Consider the following 22,722-nt stretch of genomic DNA (forward strand, 5'->3'; position numbering starts at 1 on the left):
GGCCGCCCAGCAGGATGTCGTTGCCCGGGCTGTTGAACACGATGTCGTCGCCCGCCCCCCCGGAGATCAGGTCGTCGATGGCGCTGCCCGACAGGGTGTCGTTGCCGCCGGTGCCCCGGATCGACCGGTCCTGGAACATCAGCATCAGCTGTCCGCCCTCGACGATCTCACCGCCGAGCGCGTAATGCGCCTGGGTGTCGAGGAGGAAGGCCTGCCGGCCCGGCGCGCCGAAGATCGTGCTGACATCGAGGACGCCGGAGGATTCCTCGTCCTGGGTGAAGGGCGCGGTCGGCGCGCTGAACCGGGCCGGATCGTGCTGGGCGAGCTCGGTCAGCGCGCCGGTGGCCGGATCGTACTGGAAGACCTTGGACAGGCGCGGGCTGTTGCCCGGGTCCTCCTGCAGGATCACCTTGCCGTCGGCCGTCACCGTCATGTTGTCGAGCATGACCTGGCCTTCGGTCCCGCGCAGCAGCTCCTTGACGGTGCCGCCGAGCTCGGGCCGGGTGACGTCGGTGAAGTCGAGCGCCCAGAGCCGCGACGGGCTCGTGATGGCGTTGGTGGTGACGAAGTAGAAGCGGTTGGGGTTGCTCGGGTCCCAGGCTCCGTCCTCGGGCCGCAGGAAGGTGGTCACGCCCTCGGCGTCGCTCTCGGACTGGAGCTGCACGCCGGTCATCCGGGAGACGTCGCCGCTCGGGCCCATCTCCTGCAGGGTGAAGGCGGTGCCGACCGGATCGACCGAGGTGGCGTTGGTCTCGGCCACGAAGGCCGGGACCTTGATGCCGTAGAGCTTGCCGTTGGTCAGGCCGGCCTTGTCGATCTCGCTGCCGGTCGCCTGCTTGGTGCCGACATAGACGTAGAGCTGGCCGGTGGCCGAGTCGTCGGTGCCGATCGTCACCGTCTTGGCCCCGGAGGCCGGGTTGGCCAGCGAGTTCTCCATCGAGAACTTGCCGAGGCGCGGCAGCTCGTAGAACCGCCCGGCCTCGGGCCCGTTCACGATCCAGGCGAGCGCCCGGCCCTCGGTGCCGTTCTCCTCGCCGTTCATGAAGATGCGGCTCTTCGTGCCGAGCCCGGTCGCCGCGTCGTAGAAGGCCGAGACGGCCGGCAGGTCGGCCGAGCACAGGCGCGCCAGCGCGGTGGTGCCGGGCTGGTAGGTGCCGGTCGCGGTGTTGTAGCCGTAGTAGCTGGTGCCGAGGTCGCTCGCCGAGACGACCTTCAGGGTCGCCTTGTCGATGATCAGCCGGTCGACGAAGGCGCCGGCCGAGCCGTGCGCCCGGACCACGCCCGAGGTGGCGCCGATCTCGTGGTTGACGAGCACGGTGGCGGTGCCGTCGCCGTTGTCGAAGGCGCCGATGCCGTCCGGGACGCCGACGAAGCGCCACGGCGTCCCGTCCGCCTTCAGCGAGCCCGGAACGGTGTCGCCGGCGCTCAGGAGCGACGTGAAGCTGACGGTGCCGGTGCTCGGCACGAGATAGGGGGTCTGCGTCGTCGACGGTCCGGTGGCCATGCCCTGCCTCCCTGGAATGTTTCCAAACCGGTCTATGGCCGCGCTCGGCAACAGTTCGGTGACGAAGGGAACCATTCACGAACGGCCGGCCGCATGAATCCGGCCGGGGGATTTGATCCGCGACGACGGTGCGGTGGAGCCCCGGCAGACGACCTGTTAGAACGAAGACGGAACGGCGGCGTCCGGCGATGGCCATCGCATCGGCAGGGGCGCACAAGCGGGGACGAGGCAGGCGGGAGACGCGCGATGGCGATGCGGACGACGTTCGTGGTGCAGACGTTCGAGGTGCACCGGAAGCGGTTGCGGCCGGGGAGCCGGGACGTGGCGCCGACGGAGAGCGGGGCGCTCAAGCGCGCCGAGGCGATCGCCGCCCGGATGCCGGGGGCGGCGGCCCTGCGCATCGTGGCGGATGACGAGACCGGCGAGCTCGAGAGCGTCGAGATCCTGGGCCAGTTCGGGGAGATCCCGGACGATTTCGCCGAGCAGCTGAGCGGCGGCTGAGCCCGCCGCTCGAACGAGGACACGGCAGAGGAGAGCGTGCATGGCCTTCAAGGCGAAATCCGCGGCGGAGACCAAGGCCGCGGAACTGGCGGCGGCCCTGATCCGGATCGCCGACCGGGGCGGGGCGCCGGCCACGATCGGGGCGGACGAGCTCCGCCGGGCGAGCCCGCGCCTGACGCCGCTGGCGATCGGGCAGATGTTTCGCCGGCACCGCGACGACCTGGAGGCGGCCCTGGCCGAGCGCGGCTACACCCTGATCGACTACGCCGACCAGGGGACGGGGATCGGGATGGCGTTCGAGATCGGGATCGCGCAATGACGCCTGGCGGCCGGGCCCTCACATCATGCGTCGCGCGCATGGCAGCCCGCCCGGCAATCCCGATTGTGCAGCGCAAAAAATCATGGGAGACAGGGTCCACGCAAGGACGCGATGGCGTCGCGGACTTGCCAGCCCTATTTGGGCGTTTCCTCCCTAGACTTCGGGCCACTCGCGAGAGTGGCCTTTTTTCTTGGCAGCCTCACCAGAAGGGCGATCGCGCGATTCCTCGGTCGCGCCGCGCATCCCCGGGCCCGCTCGCTCGTTCCCTCGGCGTCGTTCCTCGCACGCACCGGCCCTGCCGCTGCGGTGCCGCCCCGCAGGAGACCGCCATGACGGGCCGAAACGTTGCCGATCTCTGCATCGAGACCCTGGAGCATGCCGGCGTCGAACGCGTCTACGGCATCGTCGGCGACAGCCTGAACGGCCTCACTGAGGCGATCCGGGCACGAGGCAGGATCCGCTGGGTGCATGTGCGCCACGAGGAGGTGGCGGCCTTCGCGGCCTCGGCGGAGGCGCAGGCGACCGGCGGGCTCGCGGTCTGCGCCGGATCCTGCGGCCCGGGCCACCTCCACCTCATCAACGGGCTCTACGACGCCCATCGCTCGCGCATGCCGGTCCTGGCGATCGCCGCCCATATCCCCTCGGCCGAGATCGGCAGCAACTATTTCCAGGAGACCCGCCCGACCGAGCTTTTCCGGGATTGCAGCCATTACTGCGAGCTGGTCTCCGATCCGGCGCAGCTGCCCTACGTCCTGGAGACCGCGATCCGCACGGCGATCGGCCGCGGCGGCGTGTCGGTGGTGGTGATCCCGGGCGACGTCGCCCTGAAGGAGGCGCCGGCGCGGGCGCTCGCCGCCCCGGCGACACTGGCGCCGAAACAGCCCGTGGCGGTGCCGCCGGAGGCCGATCTCGACGCGCTCGCTGCCCTCCTCGACGGCGCCGCCGCGGTGACGCTGTTCTGCGGCCGCGGCTGCGCCGGCGCCCGCGAGGCGGTGATCGCGCTCGCCGAGGCCCTGAAGGCGCCGGTGGTCCACGCGCTGGGCGGCAAGGAGCATGTCGAGCACGACAACCCCTACGACGTGGGCATGACCGGGCTGATCGGCTTCTCCTCCGGCTACGCCGCCATGGAGGCCTGCGACGCCCTGCTGCTCCTCGGGACCGACTTCCCCTACCGCCAGTTCTACCCCGAGAAGGCGACCATCGCGCAGGTCGACATCCGGCCGGAGAATCTCGGCCGCCGCTGCCGCCTCGACCTGGGCCTCGTGGGCGATGTCGGGGCGACGATCGCGGCCCTGCTGCCGCGGCTGACGGCCTCGCGCGACCCCGGCCACCTCGAGCGCTGCCTCAAGCACTATGCCCGCGCCCGCGAGGGCCTGGACGACCTCGCCACCGGCAAGCCCGGCCGCAGGCCGATCCACCCGCAATACCTGACCCGGAGGGTGAGCGAGGCCGCCGGCCCGGACGCAGTGTTCACCGCCGATGTCGGCACCCCGACGATCTGGGCGGCACGCTACCTCGCGGTGTCCCCGGGCCGGCGCCTGATCGGATCCTGGGCGCACGGCTCGATGGCCAACGCCCTGGCGCACGCGATCGGCCTGCAGGCGTCGCAGCCGGGCCGCCAGGTGATCGCGCTGGCCGGCGACGGCGGCTTCAGCATGCTGATGGGCGACCTCCTCACCCTGGTGCAGGAGCGGCTGCCGGTGAAGGTGGTGGTGTTCAACAACGGCACCCTGGGCTTCGTCGAGATGGAGATGAAGGCCGCCGGCTACCTCGACACGGGGGTCGCGCTCCGGAATCCCGACTTCTCGGCCATCGCCCGCGCCGCCGGCCTGCACGGCCGCCGGGTCGAGGATCCGGGCGAGCTGGACGACGCACTCGCCGAGATGCTGGCCCATGACGGCCCGGCCCTCCTCGACGTGGTGACGAACCGCCAGGAACTCGCGATGCCGCCGCGCCTCCAGGCCGAGCAGCTCAAGGGCTTCAGCCTCTACGTGATGCGGGCGGTGATGAACGGACGCGGCGACGAGATCCTCGACCTGGCGAAGTCCAACCTGATCCGGTGAGACGCCCAAGCGGGCGGCGGACGGCGCCCCCGGCGTCCCTCGTCCGCGCGTGACGGCGTCACGCCGCCTGCTGCACCATCTGGCTCGCGACGAAATTCTGGATGGTGCGCACCGTCGAGAACACGTCGCGGCTCAGAAGGTGCTCCGGGAACTCGATCTCGAAGTGTTCTTCCAGATCCATCATGACCTGAACCGCCCCGAACGAATCGAGCCCGTTGTCGAACAAGCAGGCGTCGTCAGGAAGGCCGTCGATCGTGCGGGCGAGAGTACCGTGACGCGCCAGAATCGTGCGTATGTCCTGCGCAGAAGCCATCGCTCGTCCTCGTTCCGTGCCGCTCCGGCTTAAGACAGTTACAAGCCGGAAATCAAATGCAATCTGGGACACTGGTAAACTACCGCACACCATTCTGGCGTGCCGTCGACCGGGGCCACCGAGGACGCGAAAGCGTGGCGGCGCGCCGCATCCGGCCGCGGCACCACTCGCTCCTCGACGAGGTCCGCCCGGGACCGGCATCGATCCTGCGGGGTGCCCTCCCGGCAGCGGCCCGGCGTCCCGGGACCGGCCAGGATTGTTCGAGAACGGCACGGGTGACGGGCGATGCTGGGGCATGAGCGATCGGAGCGGTTCGAGGCCCTGGACGCCTGGCGGGGCGTGTGCGCGCTGGCGGTCGCCTTCTTCCACATGCCGCTGGCCCATCCGATGCAGGAGCAGGCCTGGTTCTCGAACCTGCAATTCTGCGTCGACTTCTTCTTCGTGCTCTCGGGCTTCGTGCTGCTGCACGCCTACGGCGAACGGCTGGCGAGCGGCCGGCAGGTTCTGCGCTTCATGCTGATGCGCTTCGGCCGGCTCTGGCCGCTGCATGCCGGGACGCTCGGCCTGCTGGTCCTGATCGAGGCGGTTCGCTTCTTCTATCTCTCGCACCACGCCGGGACGCCGATCGCGACCCTGCCCTTCGGGGCCGGGCACCGGCCGGTCGAGATCGTCACCCACCTCCTGTTCCTGCACAACTTCCGCACCTTCGGGGATTACAGCTGGAACTTCCCGTCCTGGAGCATCGCGGTCGAGTTCTATGCCTCGCTGGTGCTGGCCCTCGTGGTGATGGCGGCGGGCCCGCGGGCGCGCCTCGTCTTCGCGGGCCTCGCGGCGCTGAGCGCGCTCGCGCTGCACGCGGTGAGCCCGCGCACGCTCATGGTGATCCAGAACTGGGGTATCGTGCGCTGCCTGTTCGACATGTTCATCGGCTGCCTCGCCTACACCCTGCGCGACTCCCTGCGGGTGACCGGCCCCGCCGCGACGGCGGCGGAGGCCGCGGCGGCGGCCGCCATGCTGGCGCTGGTGGCCCTCGCCACGCCGGGCCCCGGGACCTACGCGGCGAGCCTGGTGTTCGGTGTCGCGGTGGCACTGTTCTCGCACGAGCGGGGCGCCCTGTCCGGCCTGGCGCGAGGCCGGCTGCCGCAGCGCCTCGGCGCGTGGTCGTTCTCGATCTACCTGCTTCACCTGCCGGTGATCCAGGTCGTCACGACCGCGATGCACGCCGTCGAGCAGCGCACCGGCCTGCCGCACACGGTCGTCATCGGACACGACCGCTACCTCGATTTCGGGTCCGGCCTCCTCAATGTCGCGGTCGCCGCCCTGCTGGTGGCCGCCACGGTGCCGCTCGCCGCCCTGACCTACCGCCTGATCGAGCGCCCCGCCCTGGGGTGGTTCAAGCGGCAGGATGCCCGCCTCGCTTCGGGGACGCCGACGACGGCCGTGGTGCGGGCGCCCGCCCCGATCACGACCGCCCTCCTGCCGCGCTGACGCACGGTGCCGCGCTGACGCACGGTGCCGCGCTGACGCACGGTGCCGCGCTGACGCACGGTGCCGCGCTAACACGCCGAGCCGCGCTGACGCATGGTGCCGCATCGCCGGGGTGTGTCGCGGATTGGCATGAGGGCAGGCGCCGGACGCGTTTCCGGATCGGTAACCGAACGACGATTAAGTTCCTGCCCGTGCCCTGCCGGATCAGGGATGGTTGAAAGAGGCAAGGGCACGGAATGTCGACGGCAGATCCCGCCTCGGCGACGACCCGCAGGACCGGCGGCACGCTCGCGGATCTGTGGGGATCGGCGCGGCGGCGCAGCCTGTGGGTCGTGACCGGCGCCTGCGTGATGGCGGCGCTCGGCGGTGCCTTCGCGCTTCGGCAGGTGCCGACCTACCGTGCCACGGTGGAGCTGCTGATCGACCCGCAGGCGCTGCAGATCGTCGGGCGCGGCCTGTCGCGCCAGGACGCGCCGGCGCAGGTCGACTTCGCCAACCTCGAGAGCCAGGGGCTGATCCTGCTCTCGGCCAAGCTCCTCGACGGGGTCATCGGACAGCTCGGCCTTGCCGAGGATCCCGTCCTGATGCGCGCCGCTCCCCCCGGCGCCGACCCGGCCGTGGTCGCGCTCGAGGCCCTGCGCAAGCGCATCGTGGTGCGGCGGGTCGAGAACTCGTTCAACTTCCAGGTCACGGTGGCCTATCCGGACCCGCGCCGCGCGGCCGAGATCGCCAACACCATCGCGGCCCAGTTCTTCGAGGTCGGCGCCCGGGACCGGGTCTCGGCGGTGCGCCGCGCCAACGAGGCGCTGCTCAACCAGCTCGGCGACCTGCGCAGCCAGCTCAACCAGGCCGACGTGGCGGTCGAGCGCTACCGGGCCGAGAAGGGCCTCGTCACCTCGGGCGATGCCGGCCTCCTGGTGTCGCAGCAGCTCAAGGACCTCTACACCCAGATCACCGCGGCGGAGACCACCCTCGCCCGGCTCTCGGCGCGGCGCGAGCAGGTACGCCAGCTCCGGATGCCGGACGGCCAGGTGCAGGCGGCGCCGGAGGCCGACACCTCGCAGGTGATGGTCTCGCTGCGCACCCAGTACGCCCAGACCATCCAGGAACTCGCCCAGCTCTCCCGCAGCCTCGGGCCCAACCATCCGCAGATGATCGCGCTGTCCGCCCAGCGCACCGCGACCGCGCGGCTGATCGCCGTCGAGGCCGACCGGATCCGCCGCACCATCGAGGAGGACCTGCGCCGCGGCGAGGAGGGTCTGCGCCAGCTGCGCAACCGCGCCGAGCGGCTGATCCAGAACCAGAGCAGCAGCAACCAGGAGAATATCCGCCTGCGCCAGCTCGAGAGCGAGGCGGAGGCGATCCGACGCACCTACAACACCGTGCTCGACCGGGTGAAGGACCTCGAGCAGCAGCAATCGATCAACCCGAGCAACTCGCAGATCATCTCGCGCGCCACCGCGCCGCTGAAGCCCTCGGACACGCCGGCCCCGATCGTGATCGCCGCCGCCGGCCTGTTCGGCGCGGTGCTGGGGCTGATCCTCGGCTTCCTGTACGACGTTTGGCGCGGCAACATCACGACGGTGGCGGGCTTCGGCGGCGCCGGCGCTCCGGTCTGGGCCCGCCTGCAGCGGCCGGGCCGCAGCGGCCGGGGCGGCAGCCCCGAGCAGGCGCTGGTCACCGCGGCGCGGGAGCTGCGCACCCGCCTCGGCGGCCGCGGCCAGGCGGTCGTCGTCACGGTGGCCTCCGACGGGCTCGGGCCCGAGCGCCTGCACGCGGCGGAGGTCCTGACCGACCTGCTGATCCGGCTCGGCGAGCCGGCCATCCTGGTGCCCGAGCAGGCCCATGCCCGGCTCGGCTTCGGCGACGGGCCGCGCGGCGACGCGCCGGTCCGCGGCGGCGCAGCCGTGCTCGACCGCGCCCGCATCCCGGAGCGGCCGAGGCGGCCCGAGATCATCGTGGCGGAACGGGACGTGGCGAGCGGCGACAGCTGGCTGTCGATTCCCGAGACATCCGACGCGATCCTGCTCGTCGTCGCCCCCGGACGGATGACCCGCGCCCGCCTCGAGCGCGTGCTCGACACCCTCGACGGCGCCGGCCGGTTCCGGGCTGAGGGGCTGCTCGGCCTCGTGGCGGTGGAGGGACGGGCGGAGCGCCTGCGCTGGCCGGCGGCGCAAGCGCGGCCGATGCCCGGCCGCGTCCGGACGGCATGACCCTCGCGCTCGCCGCACCCGCCGCCGACTGGCGCGCGCCCTACCAGGCGCGGGCAGCCTTCGGGGTGCTGATCGCGGCCCTCGTCTTCAACGCCGCCCTCTGCTTCCTCAACACCGCCGGGTTCCCGGTGACCGGCGGCAGCGTCATCGGCGCCGAGGTCGCGATCATCGCCGTCACCTTGAGCTTCGCCCTCGACGAGCGGCCCGGTCCCTGGCTGATCCTCGCCGGGCTCGTCAGCTACGGGCTCCTGCTCCTCGCCCTGCGCGGCTCGACCGACGTCAAGGGCGTGCGCGACTTCCTGATCCCGGTCGTGTTCTACAATCTCGGCCTGCGCTCCCCCGACCTGCGCAGCGCCGACCGGGCGGTGCTGGCCTGCGGCGTCATCGTGGTGGTGATGGGGCTGTTCGAGTACGGCCTGTTCGACATCTATCAGACGTACTTCAACATCGTGCGCTACTACGTGGCCCGCGGCAGCATGTCGGTGGCCGAGATCAACGAGCTGACCGGGTCGCTGTTCACCAGCGGCATCCGGCCGGATTCGCGCACGATCCTGCCGTTCCTCGGGCCGCACCGGGTCTCGTCGGTCTTCCTGGAACCGGTCTCGGCCGGCAATTTCGGTGCGGTGCTGTTTTCCTGGGCGCTCTACCGCCGCACCATGCGGGGCCGGGCCTGGCTCTTCCTCTGTGCGGCGGTCACCATCATCCTGGCCGATGCCCGCTTCGGTGCCTATGTCTGCGTCGCCGTCGCGGGCGCGATGCTGGTGGCCTACCGCCTGTCGCGCCTGCTCTGGTTCGCGCTGCCGTTCACGATCCTGCTCGGCCTCACCGTCTACGGCTTCGAGAGCATGCAGGTGACCTGGCAGAACGACATCAGCGGCCGCCTTCTCTGGGCGGCGCTGCTGATCACCTCGCTGCCCCCCGAGGGCGTGATGGGCATTCTGCCGGACAAGCTGTTCCTGTCGGATTCCGGCTACGCCTACGCGCTGACGCAGCTCGGCGTCGCCGGCACCGTGGCGGCCTGGAGCCTCTACGTCCTGATGCCGGCCCGCAACCCCGACGGCTGGCGCCTGCGCTGCGCGATGGCGGTCTACATCTGCCTGCTCCTCGTGATCAGCGACTCGCCGTTCTCGATCAAGACCGCGGCCTTGGTCTGGTTCATGCTGGGCGCCGCGGACGGGGCGGAGCCGGACGAGGCGCGACCGCGCGCGGCGTGATCATCACCCGGCCGACGCGTCGCCGTCCGGCGCGGGGCCCAGCACGAGATCCAGGAACCCCGCGAAGGCCGCGCCCGCGTCCAGCGGCTCCTCGGCCCCGTAGAGGCCGTTCCACAGGGTCGCCATCAGGGCCGGGGCGATCAGGAGCTGCGGGATCCGCACCAGCGCGTCGGAGCGGATCTCGCCCCGCGCCAGCGCCCGCGCGGCGAGGCGCCGGACCGCCTCGATCGCCGGATCGATCACCCGGCGGCGATAGATCGCCGAAAGGCCCGGGAATCGCGGCCCCTCCGTCGCCACCAGCCGGATCACCGCCCCGCGGCGCGACCCTTCGAGGTCGGCGAAGAGCGGCCCGAGGTTGCGCAGGAGGTAGGCCCGCGTCGGCTCGTCCGGCCCGGGCGGTGCGGCCATCGCCCCCTTGAGCGGATCGCCGATCGCGCCCGCGACCACGCCCTCGAACAACGCCTCCTTGTCGGGAAAGTGCAGGTAGAGCGTGCCCTTGGCGAGGCCCGCGCGGCTCGCGACGTCGCTCATCCGGGCGCCCGAAAACCCCTCGGCCAGGAAGGCGTCGAGGGCGGCGGAGAGGATCGCCCGTCGGGTCTCGGCGGTCTTTGCGGGACTCGGGCCGCGGGTGCGGCGCGGAGAGGGCTCCCCCGGTTCCCGAGCAATTTTGGACGCTTCGGTCATTTTTGACTTGCCGTCGCTTCGCTTCCGATCAAAACTGACCTCGTGGTCATATTCGCCCCGAGGGAGGAACGCCATGTCCACGGCTTCCCGATCCACCGATCCCCACGTCCTGATCGTCGGCGCCGGCCCGACCGGCCTCGTGCTCGCCCTGCAGCTCGCCCGCCGCGGCGTGCCGGTGCGGATCGTCGACCGGGCGAGCGGTCCCGGCACGGCGTCGCGGGCGATGGCGGTGCAGGCCCGCACCCTCGAATTCTACCGCCAGCTCGGCTTTGCCGACGCGGTGGTGGCCGAGGGCGTGCGGGTCCCGGCGGTCCACCTGCGGGAGGGCGGCGAGGACGTGGCGAGCGTGAGCTTCACCGACCTCGGCGCCGGCGAGAGCCCCTACCCCTTCGTCCTCGCCTACGCGCAGGACGACCACGAGCGCCTGCTGGTGCAGCAGCTCGCGCAGGCCGGTGTTGCGGTCGAGTGGGGCACGGCGCTGACGGGCCTGTCGCAGGACGAGGCAGGCGTGCGGGCGGTGCTGGCGCGCGACGGCACCGAGGAGGTCTGCCGCGCCGCCTATCTGTGCGGCTGCGACGGTGCCCACAGCCGGGTGCGGGAGAGCCTGAGGATCGGCTTTCCGGGCGGCACCTACGACCAGCTGTTCTACGTCGCCGATGCCCGCGTGGCCGGGGGCTTCCGGGAGGCGTTGTTCATCAATCTCGGCTCCCACGGCTTCGGGCTGATGCTGCCGGTGCGGCTCTCGGGCATGCAGCGCCTGATCGGCCTGGTGCCGGACGCCCTGACCACCCGGGCGGGCCTGACCTTCGAGGACCTGCGCCCGAGCGTCGAACCGCTGATGGGGATCCGGGTCGAGGCGGTGAACTGGTTCTCGACCTACCACGTCCACCACCGGGTGGCGGAGCGGTTCCGGGCCGGGCGCTGCTTCCTCGCGGGCGATGCCGGCCACATCCACAGCCCGGCCGGCGGCCAGGGCATGAATACCGGCATCGGCGACGCGGTGAACCTCGCCTGGAAGCTTGCCGAGGTGCTGGCCGGCCGGGCCGACCCCGCCCTCCTCGACACCTACGAGCGGGAGCGGATCGGCTTTGCCCGGAGCCTCGTCGCCACCACCGACCGGGCCTTCCGGGCCGTGACCGGGCCCGGCCTCGGCAGCCAGGTGCTGCGGACCTGGCTCCTGCCCCACCTGATGCCGGCGCTCTGGGGCTTCTCGGCGGCGAGACAATTCCTGTTCGACACCGTCTCGCAGACCCGCATCGCCTACCACGACAGCCCCCTGAGCGCGGGCCGGGCCGGATCGGTCCAGGGCGGCGACCGCCTGCCCTATGTGGCCGAGCCCGACAACTTCGCGGCGCTCGCGAGCCTCGCCTGGCAGGTCCACGTCTACGGGACTCCACGCCCCGATTTCGCCGCCGCGGCGGAGCGGGCCGGCCTGGCGCTCCACGCGTACCCGTGGACGGAGGGCGCGCGGCAGGCGGGGCTGGTGCAGAACGGCGGCTACCTGGTGCGGCCGGACGGCTACGTTGGGCTCGCGCTGCCGGGCCAGGAGGCGGAGGAACTGGCGGCATATTGCGGACGATGGCACCTGCGGCCGGGCCAGCCGGCGCAGTGACCCGCCCTCACCCCTTGTCCCGCATCAGCCGCGCCTTGTCGCGCTGCCAGTCCCGCTCCTTGGCGGTCTCGCGCTTGTCGTGGAGCTTCTTGCCGCGCCCTAAGCCCAGCTCGACCTTCGCCCGGCCGCGATCGTTGAAGTAGATCTTGAGCGGGACGACCGTGTAGCCCTCGCGCTGCGTCGCGCCGATGAACTTGTCGATCTGGCGTCGGTGCAGCAGCAGGCGGCGGGGCCGCTTGGTGTCGTGGTTGAAGCGGTTCGCCTCGAGGTATTCCGGGATGTAGGCGTTGAACAGCAGCAGGTCGTTGCCCGATGGCCCGGCATAGGCCTCGCCGATCGTCGCCTTTCCGCCGCGCAGGGACTTCACCTCGGTGCCCGTCAGCGCGATGCCCGCCTCGACCGTGTCGGTGATCTCGTAATGGAAGCGGGCCTTCCGGTTGTCGGCGACGACGCGGTTCTTCGGCTCGGGTTTCTTGGCCATCGGGCGGGTTCGGGATCCTCGGGGCCGCGCATCGGAGACCCGGGCGATCGGTCCCGGGCATCCGGCTCGATAGGTAAGGCGCCGGTCAGGCGTTGGTGAGGCCGGCGTGGCGAAGCGCCCCGTCGACGAGGCTGCGCGTGCCTTCCCCGACCGGGACCATCGGCAGGCGCACGTCCTCCTGCATCAGGCCGAGGCGGGCGAGGGCGTACTTGGCCGGCGACGGGTTGGTCTCGGCGAAGAGGTGGGTGTGGAGCGGCATCAGGCGGTCCTGGATCTCCAGCGCCGTGCGGAAATCGCCGGCGAGGCAGGCCTCCTGGAAGTCGGCGCACAGGCGCGGCGCGACGTTCGAGGTCACCGAGATCGTGCCGTGGCCGCCATGCGCCATGAATCCCAAGGCCGTCGCATCTTCGCCAGAAAGTTGGACGAAGTCTTCGCCCATGGCTTGGCGTTGCAGGCTGACCCGGGCCACGTTGGCGGTGGCATCCTTCACGCCGGCGATGTTTCGCAGCTCGTAGAGCCGCTTCATGGTATCGACGCTCATGTCGATCACCGAGCGGCCGGGGATGTTGTAGATCAGGATGGGAATGCCGACCGCATCGTTCACCGCCTTGAAGTGCTGGTACAGCCCTTCCTGCGTCGGCTTGTTGTAGTAGGGCGTGACGATGAGCAGCGCGTCCGCGCCGGCCTTCTCCGCATGAACCGAGCGCTCGATCGCCTCCGCGGTGGAGTTGGAGCCGGCGCCGGCGACCACCGGCACCTTGCCGGCGGCTTCGTCGATGCAGGCCTCGACCACCCGGTCGTGCTCGGCGTGGCTCAGCGTCGGGCTCTCGCCGGTGGTGCCGGTGGGCACGAGGCCGTGGGTGCCGTTCTCGATCTGCCAGGCCACGAAGGCCCGGAAGGCGTGCTCGTCGAAGGCCCCGTCGCGGAACGGCGTCACCAGGGCGGTGAGGGAGCCCTTCAGGCGGTGCGAGATCTGCGTCGACGTCATGCTGGCGTTCCTCGCCCGGGCGGGGCGGCGGCGCCCCCGGGATGTCTGGTTGGGAGGCCGGCCCGTGTCGGGACCACCTCGGCCGTCCGGTGCCCGACACATAGGCGCTCGACGGGCCGGGCGCAAACGCTCCGGCGCGCGACCGCAGTGGCCCGCGAAACGCGGCCGGGCCGCCTGGGCTCCCTCGCGCTCCGGCGCGATCGGGCTCCAGGGTTAATCGCTTCTTAACGGGGCGCCTCCACCATGGCGCGTCCGGTCACTCGAGCTCACTAGGGGAACGGGAACCATGCTGCTCTCGCCTCGACGGCGCCGCCTCGCGGTCCTCGCCCTCACGGTGTCCGGCGCCGCGCTGACCTCGCTGTCGGCCCTCGGCGGTTCGACCGTGACGGACGCCCCGCCCGAGGCGTCCGCCCCCGCGACGGCCGTCCCGTCCGCGTCGCCGTCGGCGGCGGCCCCGATCGCCCGCGCGGTCGAGCGGGCCGACGAGGACGGACCGCGCCCGACCACGGCCCCGGGCGAGGGCGGGGCACGCCTGCCCGCGACCGCGGCGGCCTTCGCCTCCGCCGATCCCGAGGTACCGATCCCGTTCCCGGTGCCGGACGCGGCCATCACCCCGCCCGCCCCGGTGCCGAGCGTGCCCGATCCGGGCCGGCCGGCCCTGGGCACCGAGGTGGATGGCCCGGCCCTGCGCAGCGCCGTCGACGCCTACCGCCGCGGCCAGGTGAGCGAGGGCGACCGCATCCGCGACGGCCTCAAGGACCCGGCCGCCCGCACGCTCCTCGACTGGGTGGCGATCCGCGCCGGGGCCGGCATCGGCTTCGAGCGCACGGTCGCGTTCATCCGCGACAATCCGGACTGGCCGGTGGGAAGCCTGGTGCGCCGCCGCGCCGAGGAGGCGCTGCTCTCCCAGCGCAAGGCCCCGTCCCTGGTGCGGGCTTATTTCGCGGCGCGCCGGCCCCAGAGCGCCCCGGGCAAGTTCGCCCTGGCGCTGGCCTTCAAGGCCGACGGCCTCGAGGAGGACGCCGCCACCCTCGCGCGCGACCTGTGGCGGGAGGACACGTTCGGCCGCACCCTGGAGCTCAAGGTCCTGGACGCCTTCCCGGGCGCGATCGGCGAGATCGACCATCGCTACCGCATGGAGCGGGCGCTGATGAAGGAGGACTGGGACACCGCAGGCCGCGCCGCCGCCTACGCCGGCAAGGCCTACGGCACCCTGGTGCGGGCCCGCCGCGCCGTCGAGGCGAAGGCCTCCAACGCGGGATCCGCCCTCGACGCCGTGCCGCCGAGCCTGCGCCAGGATTCCTCGTTCCTGTTCTCCCGCGCCCAGCACCTGCGCCGCCTCGACCGGCCGGCGGAGGCCGCCGCCGTGATGGCGCTGGCGCCGCGCAACCCCGAGGTGCTGGCCGATCCCGACGAGTGGTGGATCGAGCGCCGGATCGTCGCCCGCAAGCTCCTCGATGCCGGCGACGCCAAGACGGCCTACGCGGTCGCCGCCGGGCACAGCGCCCGCACGGTCGAGAAGCGCATCGAGGCGGAGTTCCACGCCGGCTGGATCGCCCTGCGCTTCCTCCACGACGCGCCCTTGAGCGCGCGCCACTTCGCCGCCGCGGCTTCCATCGCCGAGACGCCGATCTCGGTCGCGCGGGCGGCCTACTGGCAGGGCCGCGCCGCCGAGGCGGCCGGTGAGGCGGCCGAGGCGCGGGCCTTCTACGAGCGCGCCGGCGCCCAGCCGATCGCCTATTACGGCCAGCTCGCCCGGGCGAAGCTCGGCCAATCCTCCCTGGCCCTGCGGCCCTGCAGCACGCTGGACGAGGCCGGCCGCACCGCCTTCGAGAACCGCCACGCCGTGCGGGCCTTGCGCCTGCTCGCGGCCGCGGGGCTCAAGGAGCTGACGCTGCCGCTCTACATGGACTTCGCCCAGCGCCTCTCCGAGCCGGCGGAGCTCAACGCGCTGGGCGACGTCGCGATGGCGCTCAACGATCCCCGCGCCCTCGTGGCGATCGGCAAGACCGCCGTGCAGCGCGGCCTGCCGCTCGACCGGCACGCCTACCCGACCAACGGCATCCCGACCTACGAGGCGTCCTCCGCGGTGCCGCAGGTCGAGCGCGCGATGGTCTTCGCGATCGCCCGGCAGGAGAGCCAGTTCGATCCCCGGGCGCAGTCGAGCGTGGGCGCCCGCGGGCTGATGCAGATGATGCCGGCCACGGCGCAACGCACCGCCCGCCGGGTCAGCGCCGCCTTCGACACCGACCGCCTGACCAGCGACCCGGCCTACAACGCCCGCCTCGGCCAGGCGCATCTCGGCGAGCTGATGGAGGATTGGCGCGGCTCCTACATCCTGTCCTTCGCGGCCTACAATGCCGGCGGCGGCAACGTGAAGAAGTGGATCGACGCCTACGGCGATCCCCGCAGCCCGGCCGTCGACCCGGTCGACTGGGTCGAGCGCATCCCCTTCACCGAGACCCGCAACTACGTCCAGCGGGTGACCGAGAACCTGCAGGTCTACCGCACCCGCCTCGCCGAGGCCGGAGACGGGCGCAGCGCGCTCCTGATCGCGGACGATCTGAAGCGCGGGGCGCGGTGAGGGTAGAAGCGTTCAGCGTGGTCGAGCTTGGCGCGATGGGAGAAGCCCGATCGGCTTGAGCGTGCGGGAGGCGGCCGGGCCCCTCACCCGCAGCGCTTGGCCGCGAAAGGCCAGGATTCGACATCGCCGTGAGCGTGCACCTCCAGCCGGTAAGAGGGAAGTTGCGCTCAGATCTTACACGGACGGATCAAGCGGAAGTCGTATCGCCCTTACGAGCCTTCACGACAGCGAAACCGATCGGGTCTCGATCCTAGCAAGCCGCGTCGAACCGCTCCCCCTCGTGATCGAGGTGCAGGTAGTCCGGATCGAACAGGGCGACGGCCGCCAGGGCCTCGAAATCCGGGACGGCCAGGTGCTTGTCGCGCCAGTCGATCAGGCCCGCCAGGCGCAAGTCCCGCAGGGTGCGGTTGACGTGCACGGCCGACAGGCCGAGGGCGTCGGACAGCTCGACCTGGGTGACGGGCAGCTCGCACCGTCCGTCCCTGACCCGACCGACGGCGCGCTGGCGGACATGCAGCTCGCAGAGCAGGTGCGCGACCCGCTCGAGGGCGCTGCGCCGGCCGATATTGACCAGCCATTCGCGGTGGATCGCCGCCGTGACCAGGACCTCCCACCACAGGGCCCGGGTGAGGCGCGGGTCGGTGTTCAGCATCTCCTGGAGCAGGTCGCGCGAGATCTTGGCCACGGTCACCGGCGTCAGCGTGCCGAGAGCGTGGTCCATCCGACGCAGCAGGAAGATGTTGAGATCGCACAGGTCGCCGGGCAGCAGGAACGACATGATCTGGCGCCCGCCATCGGCGAGATGCTTGTAGCGGCAGACCCAGCCGGCGAGGATCAGGTTGACGTCGGTCGGCTCCTCGCCCTCGGCGATGATGTCCTGGTGGGTGTCGTAGTTGACGATCCGCGCCGAGGCCGCCTCCTGCAGGAGGCGCTTGTCCGCATCGCTCAGGCGGGTGAACCGTTCGAGCTTCCGGATCAGCGGATTCATCATGCACGCCCTCGGGTCCAGCACGGCGGCACGGGGCCCGGCCGCCGCGGCGGCAAGTTAGCGTCCGTCACGCATCAGTAAAGACCGGCGTCGCGACCCCGCAGAACGCGGCGGCACGACGCCGCGGCAAGGCGCAGCGCCGGGCGACGCACGCTCCGGCCGCCGCCCGCTCCCTTGCGGGAGGGCGAGGATGAGCAGTTGCGGAAACCGGGTTTCGTCCTCGAGGCTGCCGCGGGCCTCCCTCGCCGTCCCGGATCCGCATGTCGGCACCCGGGACGGCGGCAAGGACGGGTTGAGACGGCTCCCGAGCCCGGCCGGGGCAACCGTCTCGCGAGAGGAGGGGCCAGCGCCCTCCTCCCACGGTCTTGCCCGGCCTCAGCCCTGCGCCAGGGCCGCCGCCACCCGGCGGGCGAAGGCGACGGGGTCGCGGGGCGGGTCGCCGCCCTGGACATGGGCGAGGTCGACGAGCGTCTGGGCCGCCTCGCCGACATCCTCGCCCGCCGACGCGCGCTCGGCGATGCGGCGGATCAGGGGGTGGCGCGGGTTGAGCTCCAGCACCGGCTGGCCGCCGCCCATCCCGCGGCCGGCCCGGCGCAGCAGGCGCTGCATCTGCAGGTCGGGGCCGTAGGCCGGGGCCGAGAGCAGCACCGCGCTGTCGACGAGGCGCTGGCTCGCCTTGACGTCGGAGACGTCGTCCTTGAGCGCCTCCTTGAGCTTCGGCAGCAGGTCGGCGAGGTCGGCCGGGGCGTCGGCGTCCGACACCTCCGGCTCGAAGGCCGAGAGGTCGTCGCCGCCCTGCGTGATGCTGCGGATCGGCTTGCCCTCGAAGGCGTCGAGCCGCTCGGGCCAGAACGCGTCGACGTGGTCGGAGAGCAGCAGCACCTCGAGGCCGCGGGCGGAGAACCCCTCGATCTGGGCCGAGCGCTTGAGCGCCTCGGTGTCGTCGCCGACCAGGATGTAGATCGCCTCCTGGTTCGGCTTCATGCGGGAGACGTAGTCGGCCAGGGACGTCCAGCCCTCGACCGTGGACGAGCGGAAGCGCAGGAGGTTCGCGATGTCCTGGCGGTGCTCGGCATCCTCCCACAGCCCCTCCTTCAGCACCGGCCCGAAGGCCTGCCAGAAGGTGGCGTAGGACTCCGCGTCCTTCGCCCGGCTCTTGAGCTCGGACAGCACCTTGCCGGTCACCGCCCGGCGGATGCGGGCCAGCACCGGCGTGGCCTGCAGCATCTCGCGAGAGACGTTGAGCGGCAGGTCCTCGGTGTCGACCACGCCCTGAACGAAGCGCAGCCAGGACGGCAGCAGCCCGGCCTCGTCGGTGATGAACATCCGGCGCACGTGCAGGCGCACCTTGCTCTCGCGCTCCTCCTCGACGGCGAGGAAGGGCTTCATGCCCGGCACGAACAGGAGCGCGGTGAATTCGAGCTGGCCTTCGGCGCGCCAGTGCAGGGTCGCCCAGGGCTTGTCGAAGGCGTGCGCGACCTGGCGGTAGAACTCGGTATACTCTTCCTCGCTCACCTCGGACTTGGGCTTGCGCCACAGCGCCGTGCCCTTGTTGCCGGCGACCTCCTCGCCGTCGCGCACTAGCGCCACCGGCACGGTGATGTGATCGGCCCACTTGCGCACGATGGTCTCGAGGCGCAACGATTCGAGGTAGTCCTCGGCGTCGGCCTTCATGTGCAGGACGATGTCGGTGCCGGGCTCGGACCTGGTGGCGGGCGCCAGCGTGTACTCGCCCTGCCCTTCCGAGGCCCAGGTCCAGGCCTCGTCGGATCCGGCCTTGCGCGAGGTGACCTCGACCCGGTCGGCGACCATGAACGCCGAGTAGAAGCCGACGCCGAACTGGCCGATCAGGCTCGGGCGCTCCTCGGGCTTGGCGTCGGCGAGCGACTGGCTGAAGGCCCGGGTGCCGGAGCGGGCGATCGTGCCGAGGTTCTGCGCCAGCTCGTCCTTGGCCATGCCGATCCCGGGATCCGAGACGGTCAGGGTCCGGGCCGCCTTGTCGGGCAGGATGCGCACCTTGGCGTCCGCCGGCAGCGCCAGGGCCGAGTCGGTGAGCGCGCCGAACCGGCGCCGGTCGACCGCGTCGGCGGCGTTGGCGACGAGCTCGCGCAGGAAGATCTCGCGCTCGGAGTAGAGGGCGTGGACCACGAGGTCCAGGAGGCGTCCGACCTCGGCGCCGAAGCTGTGCCGCTCCAGCGTCTCGCTCGCTCGGGTCTCGCTCGCTTGGGTCTCGCTCACGTGTCTTGGGCTCCGCTGAGGAACAATTCGTCGCGGGGCGATATGCGGAACCCGCCCCGGCTTTTCAAGGAAGCCCGAAACCGACGCGGTCAGGCGAGAAACGATCGCCCCGACCTCGTCGCGGTCCGCCGGAGCGGCGTCGACCGAGCGATGGATCGTCAGGCCCTCGATCATGGCGTCGAGGGCCCGGGCGGTGCCCGGGGCGGAATGCTGCTCGAGCGCGGCGCGGCTCTCGGCCATGCAGCCCAGCCCCACGGGCCGCAGGGCGGGCCGGCGGACCGCATAGGCGTAGAGCTCGTCGATCGGCAGCATCGTGCGGGGCGTCGCGCCCACCGCAGCGGAGACCAGGGACGGAAGAAAATGACGGGCCAGAAGCGGCGGATGCTCGCCGGCGACGTGGACATCGCCGACGATCCGGAACTCGCGGCCGGCAACCGGCGCTTCTCGGCCTGGATGGACCGCTACAACGCGACCCAGACCCTGAGCCAGCCCGAGCGGCAGGCACTCCTGGCCGAGGCCGGTGCCGGTGACGATCGGCGACGACGCGATCATAGGGGCGGGCAGCGTCGTCACCCGCGACGTGCCGGCGAACGGGATTGCGGGCGCCGGAATAGGAGGTCTTCAGCCCTCCGGCCGGCGCACCACGAGCAGGTTGGCGATGAGCACCTGCACCGGCTCGCCGTGCTGGTTGAGCGTGGTGGTGCGCACCTTGGCGAGGCCCTGGCTCGGCCGCGAGCGCGAGGGGCGCACCTCGATCACCTCGCTCTCGAGCCGGATCGTGTCGCCGGGCCGCAGGGGCTTGGGCCAGCGCAGCTCGTCCATGCCGGCCCCGATGATGCCGCCTGCCGGCTGCAGCTCGCTCTCGACGAGGAGCCGCATGGTCAGGGCCGCGGTGTGCCAGCCGCTCGCCGCGAGGCCGCCGAAGAACGTGGCCGCGGCCTTGCCGGCATCGAGGTGGAAGACCTGCGGGTCGAACTGTTCGGCGAAGCGGACGATGTCGGCCGCCGTCACCGTCGTCTCGCCCGACCGGTAGACCTGGCCCGGCGCCAGATCGTCGAGGTACAGCTCCCGCGTCATCGCCTATTTCCCTCCCGCCGCGACGAGGGCGGGCGTCCGCGCCCGCTCTCCCCGGAACCACACCCCGGCCGCGACCGCGCCGGCATTGATGAGCCCGAGCGCCGCGAGCCCGAGGCCGAGCGCCAGGAAGACCCCGTCGAGCCCGAGGCCGAGCCGCAAGGCCAGGAACCCGCCGCCGATCGAGACCGCCATGCGCGACAGCCCCGCCGCCAGCGGCCAGCCGACCCGTCCCGCCCCTTGCGCGGCGAAGTAGAGCGCGAGCCCGACCCCGGAGAAGCCGTAGAACGGCCCGACGAGGTGGAGGTAGCGGCTGCCGACCGCGAGCATCTGCGGGTCGTGGCCGAACAGGGTCAGGAACGGCGCCGGCCACAGGGCGGCGGAAAGCCCGATCGCCTCGGTCAAGGCCCCCGCGATGGCGGCGCCGGTCCAGGCGACCCGCAGCGCCCGGGCCCGGTCGCCGGCGCCGATGCAGGTGCCCACCATCGCGCCGATCGGCGCGCCGAGGCCGAAGACGAGGGGGACCAGCAGGTATTCGAGCCGCGCGCCGGTGCCGTAGCCGGCGACCGCGGCGGGCCCGGCCGCTCCCGCGAAGGCGGTGGCGGACGCGATGGTCACGTTGGTGGTGACGCTCACGATCGAGGAGACCGCGCCGATCCGCAGGATGTCGCGCAAGGGCGCCCAGGCGAGGCGAGGCGGGCGCAGGCTCGGCCGCAGCAGGCCGTGGCCGGCCCAGAGGTGGTGGGCGAACACGGCCGTGCCGGCGGCGTAGTAGGCCAGCACCGCGACGCCGCCGCCGACGATGCCGAGGCCCGGGATCGGGCCGAAGCCGTAGATGAGGGCCGGCGAGAGCGGCACCAGCACCGCGGCGCCGACGCTGATGACGATCGCCGGCAGCGCCATGTTGCCGGTGCCGCGGATCACCGCCGCCAGCGCGTTGAACAGCCAGATCAGCACCGCGCCGGCGAAGACCACGCCGCCATAGGTCGTGGCGGCGTCGAGCGACGCCCCCTCCCCGCCCATCGCCCGGTAGAGCGCCGGCCCGAAGGCGAGGTCGAGCACCGTGGTGACGAGACCGAGGAAGAGGCCGATCGCGGCGGCGTACCACGGCAGCGCGTCCGCGTCGGCGCGCCGCCCGGCCCCCAGGCTGCGGGCCACCGCCGACAGGATGCCGCCCCCCATGCCGCCCGCGGAGATCATCTGCACCAGCATCAGGACGGGGAAGACCAGCGCCATGCCGGCGAGCGCGTCGGTGCCGAGCCCCGCCACGTAGGCGGTCTCGATCAGGCCGACGAGGGCCTGGACCAGCATGACGACGACGTTCGGTGCGGCGAGGCGCAGCAGCGTCGGCCCGATCGGGGCGTGGAGCAGGCGGTGGGTGCGCGCGTCCATCGGGCGGCCCTCCTCGGGTCGGTCAGAGCGGCCGGCGATCCCGGCGGCCCCAGTTAGTGGCATATGCCAGTTTCTCGTCAAGCCGGAAGGCGGGCCACCCTCAGGCCGCTCGGCCGAGTGCGGCGAGCTTCCCGGCCTCGAAGGCCGCGAGATCGAAGTCGTCGTCCGGGAGACGGGGCAGGAACCGCTCGACCTGCTCGCAGAGCACGATGTCCGGCCGGACCCGCGCGATGTAGGACCAGTCGAGATTGGTCGACCAGATGAAATGGACTTCGCGAAACGTCTCGGCCAGCATCGCGGTCAGGCCGTTGGGCGTGAAGTTCGCGCAGGAATCGCCGAACAGGATCAGGGTGCGGGGGTCGGCCTCGGGCGAGCGGTTGCGGTAGACCGCGTGGGCGCCGTTGTGCAGTTCGCCGATGCGGCCGGCCGCCGCGTAGGCGTCGATGAGGCGGCCGCCCGCGACGCGCTCGGCATCCCGGAACAGGTCGTAGACCCGCACGGTCTCGAGGGGCGGCCTGTCGAGCTTGCCGCCGATGTCGAGCACGGCCTCGAATTCCCGGAACGGCCGTTCGAGGAAGTCAGTGCGGGGCGCCGCGCCGCAGGCGCGGCAGACCAGCCGGTAGGCAAGGAGGCAACCGTGGATGGTCCAGTGCGTGTCGGTCCGGAAATGCAGCGCCGGGGCCCCGCCTTGCGCGGCACCGCCGCGCCGCGCCCGCATCGGTCCGACGAGGTCGATCCAGGCCCGGCGCCCGACCCACGACCAGCGCATCATCGCCCCGAGGCGGCGGGCCGGCGAGTGGCGCGGATCGACGGACAGGCCGTCGAAGCGATCCTCGTAGAGGCTGAGCTTCTCGGGTACGACGAGGTGCAGGTAGCGGGCGCCGAGGCCGCGGCAGCGGCGCACGCGCTCCGCGATGCGCCGCCGCCAGCGGCGCAGCACGCGGTCGAGCGGGCGCGAGGGACGGTACTGCCCCGCGACTTCGTTGGTGCCTCCGGTGAGGAAGAGCCAGCCATCCTTGCCCGCGTGATACATCCGGTCTCCTGCGCGCGGGTCGGCCGCGGCTTC

At 72.1% G+C, this 22,722-nt stretch carries 18 protein-coding genes and 1 pseudogene; 9 read left to right on the forward strand and 10 right to left on the reverse strand.

The features are described 5' to 3' along the window. Window positions 1-1,504 (reverse strand): alkaline phosphatase PhoX (locus EU555_RS33560; RefSeq protein WP_167858750.1); only part of this gene is annotated, 1,504 nt, incomplete at its 3' end. A gap of 246 nt (window positions 1,505-1,750) precedes the next feature. On the opposite strand from EU555_RS33560, the gene EU555_RS33565 reads away from it, so the two are divergent. The 3 genes from EU555_RS33565 (at window position 1,751) to poxB (ending at window position 4,387) form a co-directional block, all read left to right on the forward strand. Next, window positions 1,751-2,005: a hypothetical protein gene (locus EU555_RS33565; RefSeq protein ID WP_135419674.1), complete on the forward strand. Its 255-nt coding sequence runs from the start codon at window positions 1,751-1,753 to the stop codon at window positions 2,003-2,005. A gap of 40 nt (window positions 2,006-2,045) precedes the next feature. Continuing rightward, the gene (locus EU555_RS33570; RefSeq protein ID WP_135419675.1) at window positions 2,046-2,324 is read left to right on the forward strand and encodes an adenylosuccinate synthase; all 279 of its coding nucleotides are present in this window, start codon (window positions 2,046-2,048) and stop codon (window positions 2,322-2,324) included. Between the two features lie 329 nt (window positions 2,325-2,653). Beyond that, complete coding sequence (gene poxB, locus EU555_RS33575) at window positions 2,654-4,387, forward strand: ubiquinone-dependent pyruvate dehydrogenase (RefSeq protein WP_135419676.1); 1,734 nt, start codon at window positions 2,654-2,656, stop codon at window positions 4,385-4,387. 58 nt (window positions 4,388-4,445) lie between these two features. Here the strand turns inward: poxB and EU555_RS33580 are convergent, their stop codons facing one another. After that, window positions 4,446-4,700 (reverse strand): acyl carrier protein, encoded by a 255-nt coding sequence (locus EU555_RS33580; protein WP_135419677.1) that lies wholly within the window; start codon window positions 4,698-4,700, stop codon window positions 4,446-4,448. Between the two features lie 285 nt (window positions 4,701-4,985). Here EU555_RS33580 and EU555_RS33585 point away from each other — a divergent pair, with 285 nt between their 5' ends. From EU555_RS33585 to EU555_RS33595, 3 genes are all read left to right on the forward strand, one after another. Next, window positions 4,986-6,188, forward strand: coding sequence for an acyltransferase family protein (locus tag EU555_RS33585; protein WP_135419678.1), 1,203 nt, complete (start codon window positions 4,986-4,988; stop codon window positions 6,186-6,188). Window positions 6,189-6,424: 236 nt separating this feature from the next. After that, entirely contained in the window at window positions 6,425-8,401 is a 1,977-nt protein-coding gene (locus EU555_RS33590; protein WP_135419679.1) for a GumC family protein, read from the forward strand. Continuing rightward, a complete protein-coding gene (locus EU555_RS33595) occupies window positions 8,398-9,615 on the forward strand; it encodes a hypothetical protein (RefSeq protein WP_135419680.1) in 1,218 nt (405 codons plus the stop codon). Before EU555_RS33590 ends, EU555_RS33595 begins: the two co-directional genes overlap by 4 nt. Window positions 9,616-9,618: 3 nt before the next feature. On the opposite strand, the gene EU555_RS33600 is transcribed toward EU555_RS33595, so the two are convergent. After that, window positions 9,619-10,299, reverse strand: a complete 681-nt coding sequence (locus EU555_RS33600; RefSeq protein ID WP_135419681.1) for a TetR/AcrR family transcriptional regulator — start codon at window positions 10,297-10,299, stop codon at window positions 9,619-9,621. 73 nt (window positions 10,300-10,372) lie between these two features. Here EU555_RS33600 and EU555_RS33605 point away from each other — a divergent pair, with 73 nt between their 5' ends. Then, window positions 10,373-11,911, forward strand: coding sequence for an FAD-dependent oxidoreductase (locus EU555_RS33605; RefSeq protein ID WP_135419682.1), 1,539 nt, complete (start codon window positions 10,373-10,375; stop codon window positions 11,909-11,911). Window positions 11,912-11,918: 7 nt separating this feature from the next. Here EU555_RS33605 and smpB read toward each other — a convergent pair whose 3' ends face one another. Next, window positions 11,919-12,392 carry an SsrA-binding protein SmpB gene (gene smpB / locus EU555_RS33610; RefSeq protein WP_135419683.1) on the reverse strand — a complete coding sequence of 158 codons (474 nt, stop codon included), beginning with the start codon at window positions 12,390-12,392 and terminating at the stop codon, window positions 11,919-11,921. Between the two features lie 85 nt (window positions 12,393-12,477). Continuing rightward, window positions 12,478-13,380 carry a 4-hydroxy-tetrahydrodipicolinate synthase gene (dapA, locus tag EU555_RS33615; protein ID WP_135419684.1) on the reverse strand — a complete coding sequence of 301 codons (903 nt, stop codon included), beginning with the start codon at window positions 13,378-13,380 and terminating at the stop codon, window positions 12,478-12,480. Between the two features lie 286 nt (window positions 13,381-13,666). Here dapA and EU555_RS33620 point away from each other — a divergent pair, with 286 nt between their 5' ends. Next, window positions 13,667-15,964: a transglycosylase SLT domain-containing protein gene (locus EU555_RS33620; RefSeq protein ID WP_135419685.1), complete on the forward strand. Its 2,298-nt coding sequence runs from the start codon at window positions 13,667-13,669 to the stop codon at window positions 15,962-15,964. A 250-nt stretch (window positions 15,965-16,214) separates the two neighbouring features. On the opposite strand, the gene EU555_RS33625 is transcribed toward EU555_RS33620, so the two are convergent. Both EU555_RS33625 and htpG read right to left on the reverse strand, forming a co-directional pair. Next, on the reverse strand, window positions 16,215-16,955 hold the full coding sequence (locus EU555_RS33625) for a Crp/Fnr family transcriptional regulator (RefSeq protein WP_135419686.1): 741 nt from the start codon (window positions 16,953-16,955) through the stop codon (window positions 16,215-16,217). A 372-nt stretch (window positions 16,956-17,327) separates the two neighbouring features. After that, a complete protein-coding gene (htpG, locus tag EU555_RS33630; protein WP_135419694.1) occupies window positions 17,328-19,190 on the reverse strand; it encodes a molecular chaperone HtpG in 1,863 nt (620 codons plus the stop codon). A 381-nt stretch (window positions 19,191-19,571) separates the two neighbouring features. Between htpG and EU555_RS37370 the strand changes: the two are divergent. Next, window positions 19,572-19,646 (forward strand): annotated as a pseudogene (locus EU555_RS37370) (hypothetical protein); the annotation flags it as partial. Between the two features lie 165 nt (window positions 19,647-19,811). Here EU555_RS37370 and EU555_RS33640 read toward each other — a convergent pair. From EU555_RS33640 to EU555_RS33650, 3 genes are all read right to left on the reverse strand, one after another. Next, the gene (locus tag EU555_RS33640; protein WP_135419687.1) at window positions 19,812-20,267 is read right to left on the reverse strand and encodes a MaoC family dehydratase; all 456 of its coding nucleotides are present in this window, start codon (window positions 20,265-20,267) and stop codon (window positions 19,812-19,814) included. Between the two features lie 3 nt (window positions 20,268-20,270). Continuing rightward, window positions 20,271-21,656 (reverse strand): MATE family efflux transporter, encoded by a 1,386-nt coding sequence (locus tag EU555_RS33645; protein ID WP_135419688.1) that lies wholly within the window; start codon window positions 21,654-21,656, stop codon window positions 20,271-20,273. Between the two features lie 100 nt (window positions 21,657-21,756). Further along, the gene (locus EU555_RS33650; RefSeq protein ID WP_135419689.1) at window positions 21,757-22,689 is read right to left on the reverse strand and encodes an alginate O-acetyltransferase AlgX-related protein; all 933 of its coding nucleotides are present in this window, start codon (window positions 22,687-22,689) and stop codon (window positions 21,757-21,759) included. Window positions 22,690-22,722: the final 33 nt, after the last annotated feature.

Source organism: Methylobacterium nonmethylotrophicum, from assembly GCF_004745635.1.
Classification (GTDB): Bacteria; Pseudomonadota; Alphaproteobacteria; order Rhizobiales; family Beijerinckiaceae; genus Methylobacterium; species Methylobacterium nonmethylotrophicum.

Coding starts and splice junctions, on each gene's coding strand:
- EU555_RS33585 (WP_135419678.1), top strand. CDS start 4,986: ATGCTGGGGCATGAGCGATCGGAGCGGTTCGAGGCCCTGGACGCCTGG.
- EU555_RS33590 (WP_135419679.1), top strand. CDS start 6,425: ATGTCGACGGCAGATCCCGCCTCGGCGACGACCCGCAGGACCGGCGGC.
- EU555_RS33650 (WP_135419689.1), bottom strand. CDS start 22,689: ATGTATCACGCGGGCAAGGATGGCTGGCTCTTCCTCACCGGAGGCACC.
- dapA (WP_135419684.1), bottom strand. CDS start 13,380: ATGACGTCGACGCAGATCTCGCACCGCCTGAAGGGCTCCCTCACCGCC.
- EU555_RS33580 (WP_135419677.1), bottom strand. CDS start 4,700: ATGGCTTCTGCGCAGGACATACGCACGATTCTGGCGCGTCACGGTACT.
- EU555_RS33570 (WP_135419675.1), top strand. CDS start 2,046: ATGGCCTTCAAGGCGAAATCCGCGGCGGAGACCAAGGCCGCGGAACTG.
- smpB (WP_135419683.1), bottom strand. CDS start 12,392: ATGGCCAAGAAACCCGAGCCGAAGAACCGCGTCGTCGCCGACAACCGG.
- poxB (WP_135419676.1), top strand. CDS start 2,654: ATGACGGGCCGAAACGTTGCCGATCTCTGCATCGAGACCCTGGAGCAT.
- EU555_RS33600 (WP_135419681.1), bottom strand. CDS start 10,299: ATGACCGAAGCGTCCAAAATTGCTCGGGAACCGGGGGAGCCCTCTCCG.
- EU555_RS33620 (WP_135419685.1), top strand. CDS start 13,667: ATGCTGCTCTCGCCTCGACGGCGCCGCCTCGCGGTCCTCGCCCTCACG.
- EU555_RS33605 (WP_135419682.1), top strand. CDS start 10,373: ATGTCCACGGCTTCCCGATCCACCGATCCCCACGTCCTGATCGTCGGC.
- EU555_RS33565 (WP_135419674.1), top strand. CDS start 1,751: ATGGCGATGCGGACGACGTTCGTGGTGCAGACGTTCGAGGTGCACCGG.
- EU555_RS33625 (WP_135419686.1), bottom strand. CDS start 16,955: ATGATGAATCCGCTGATCCGGAAGCTCGAACGGTTCACCCGCCTGAGC.
- EU555_RS33640 (WP_135419687.1), bottom strand. CDS start 20,267: ATGACGCGGGAGCTGTACCTCGACGATCTGGCGCCGGGCCAGGTCTAC.
- EU555_RS33595 (WP_135419680.1), top strand. CDS start 8,398: ATGACCCTCGCGCTCGCCGCACCCGCCGCCGACTGGCGCGCGCCCTAC.
- EU555_RS33645 (WP_135419688.1), bottom strand. CDS start 21,656: ATGGACGCGCGCACCCACCGCCTGCTCCACGCCCCGATCGGGCCGACG.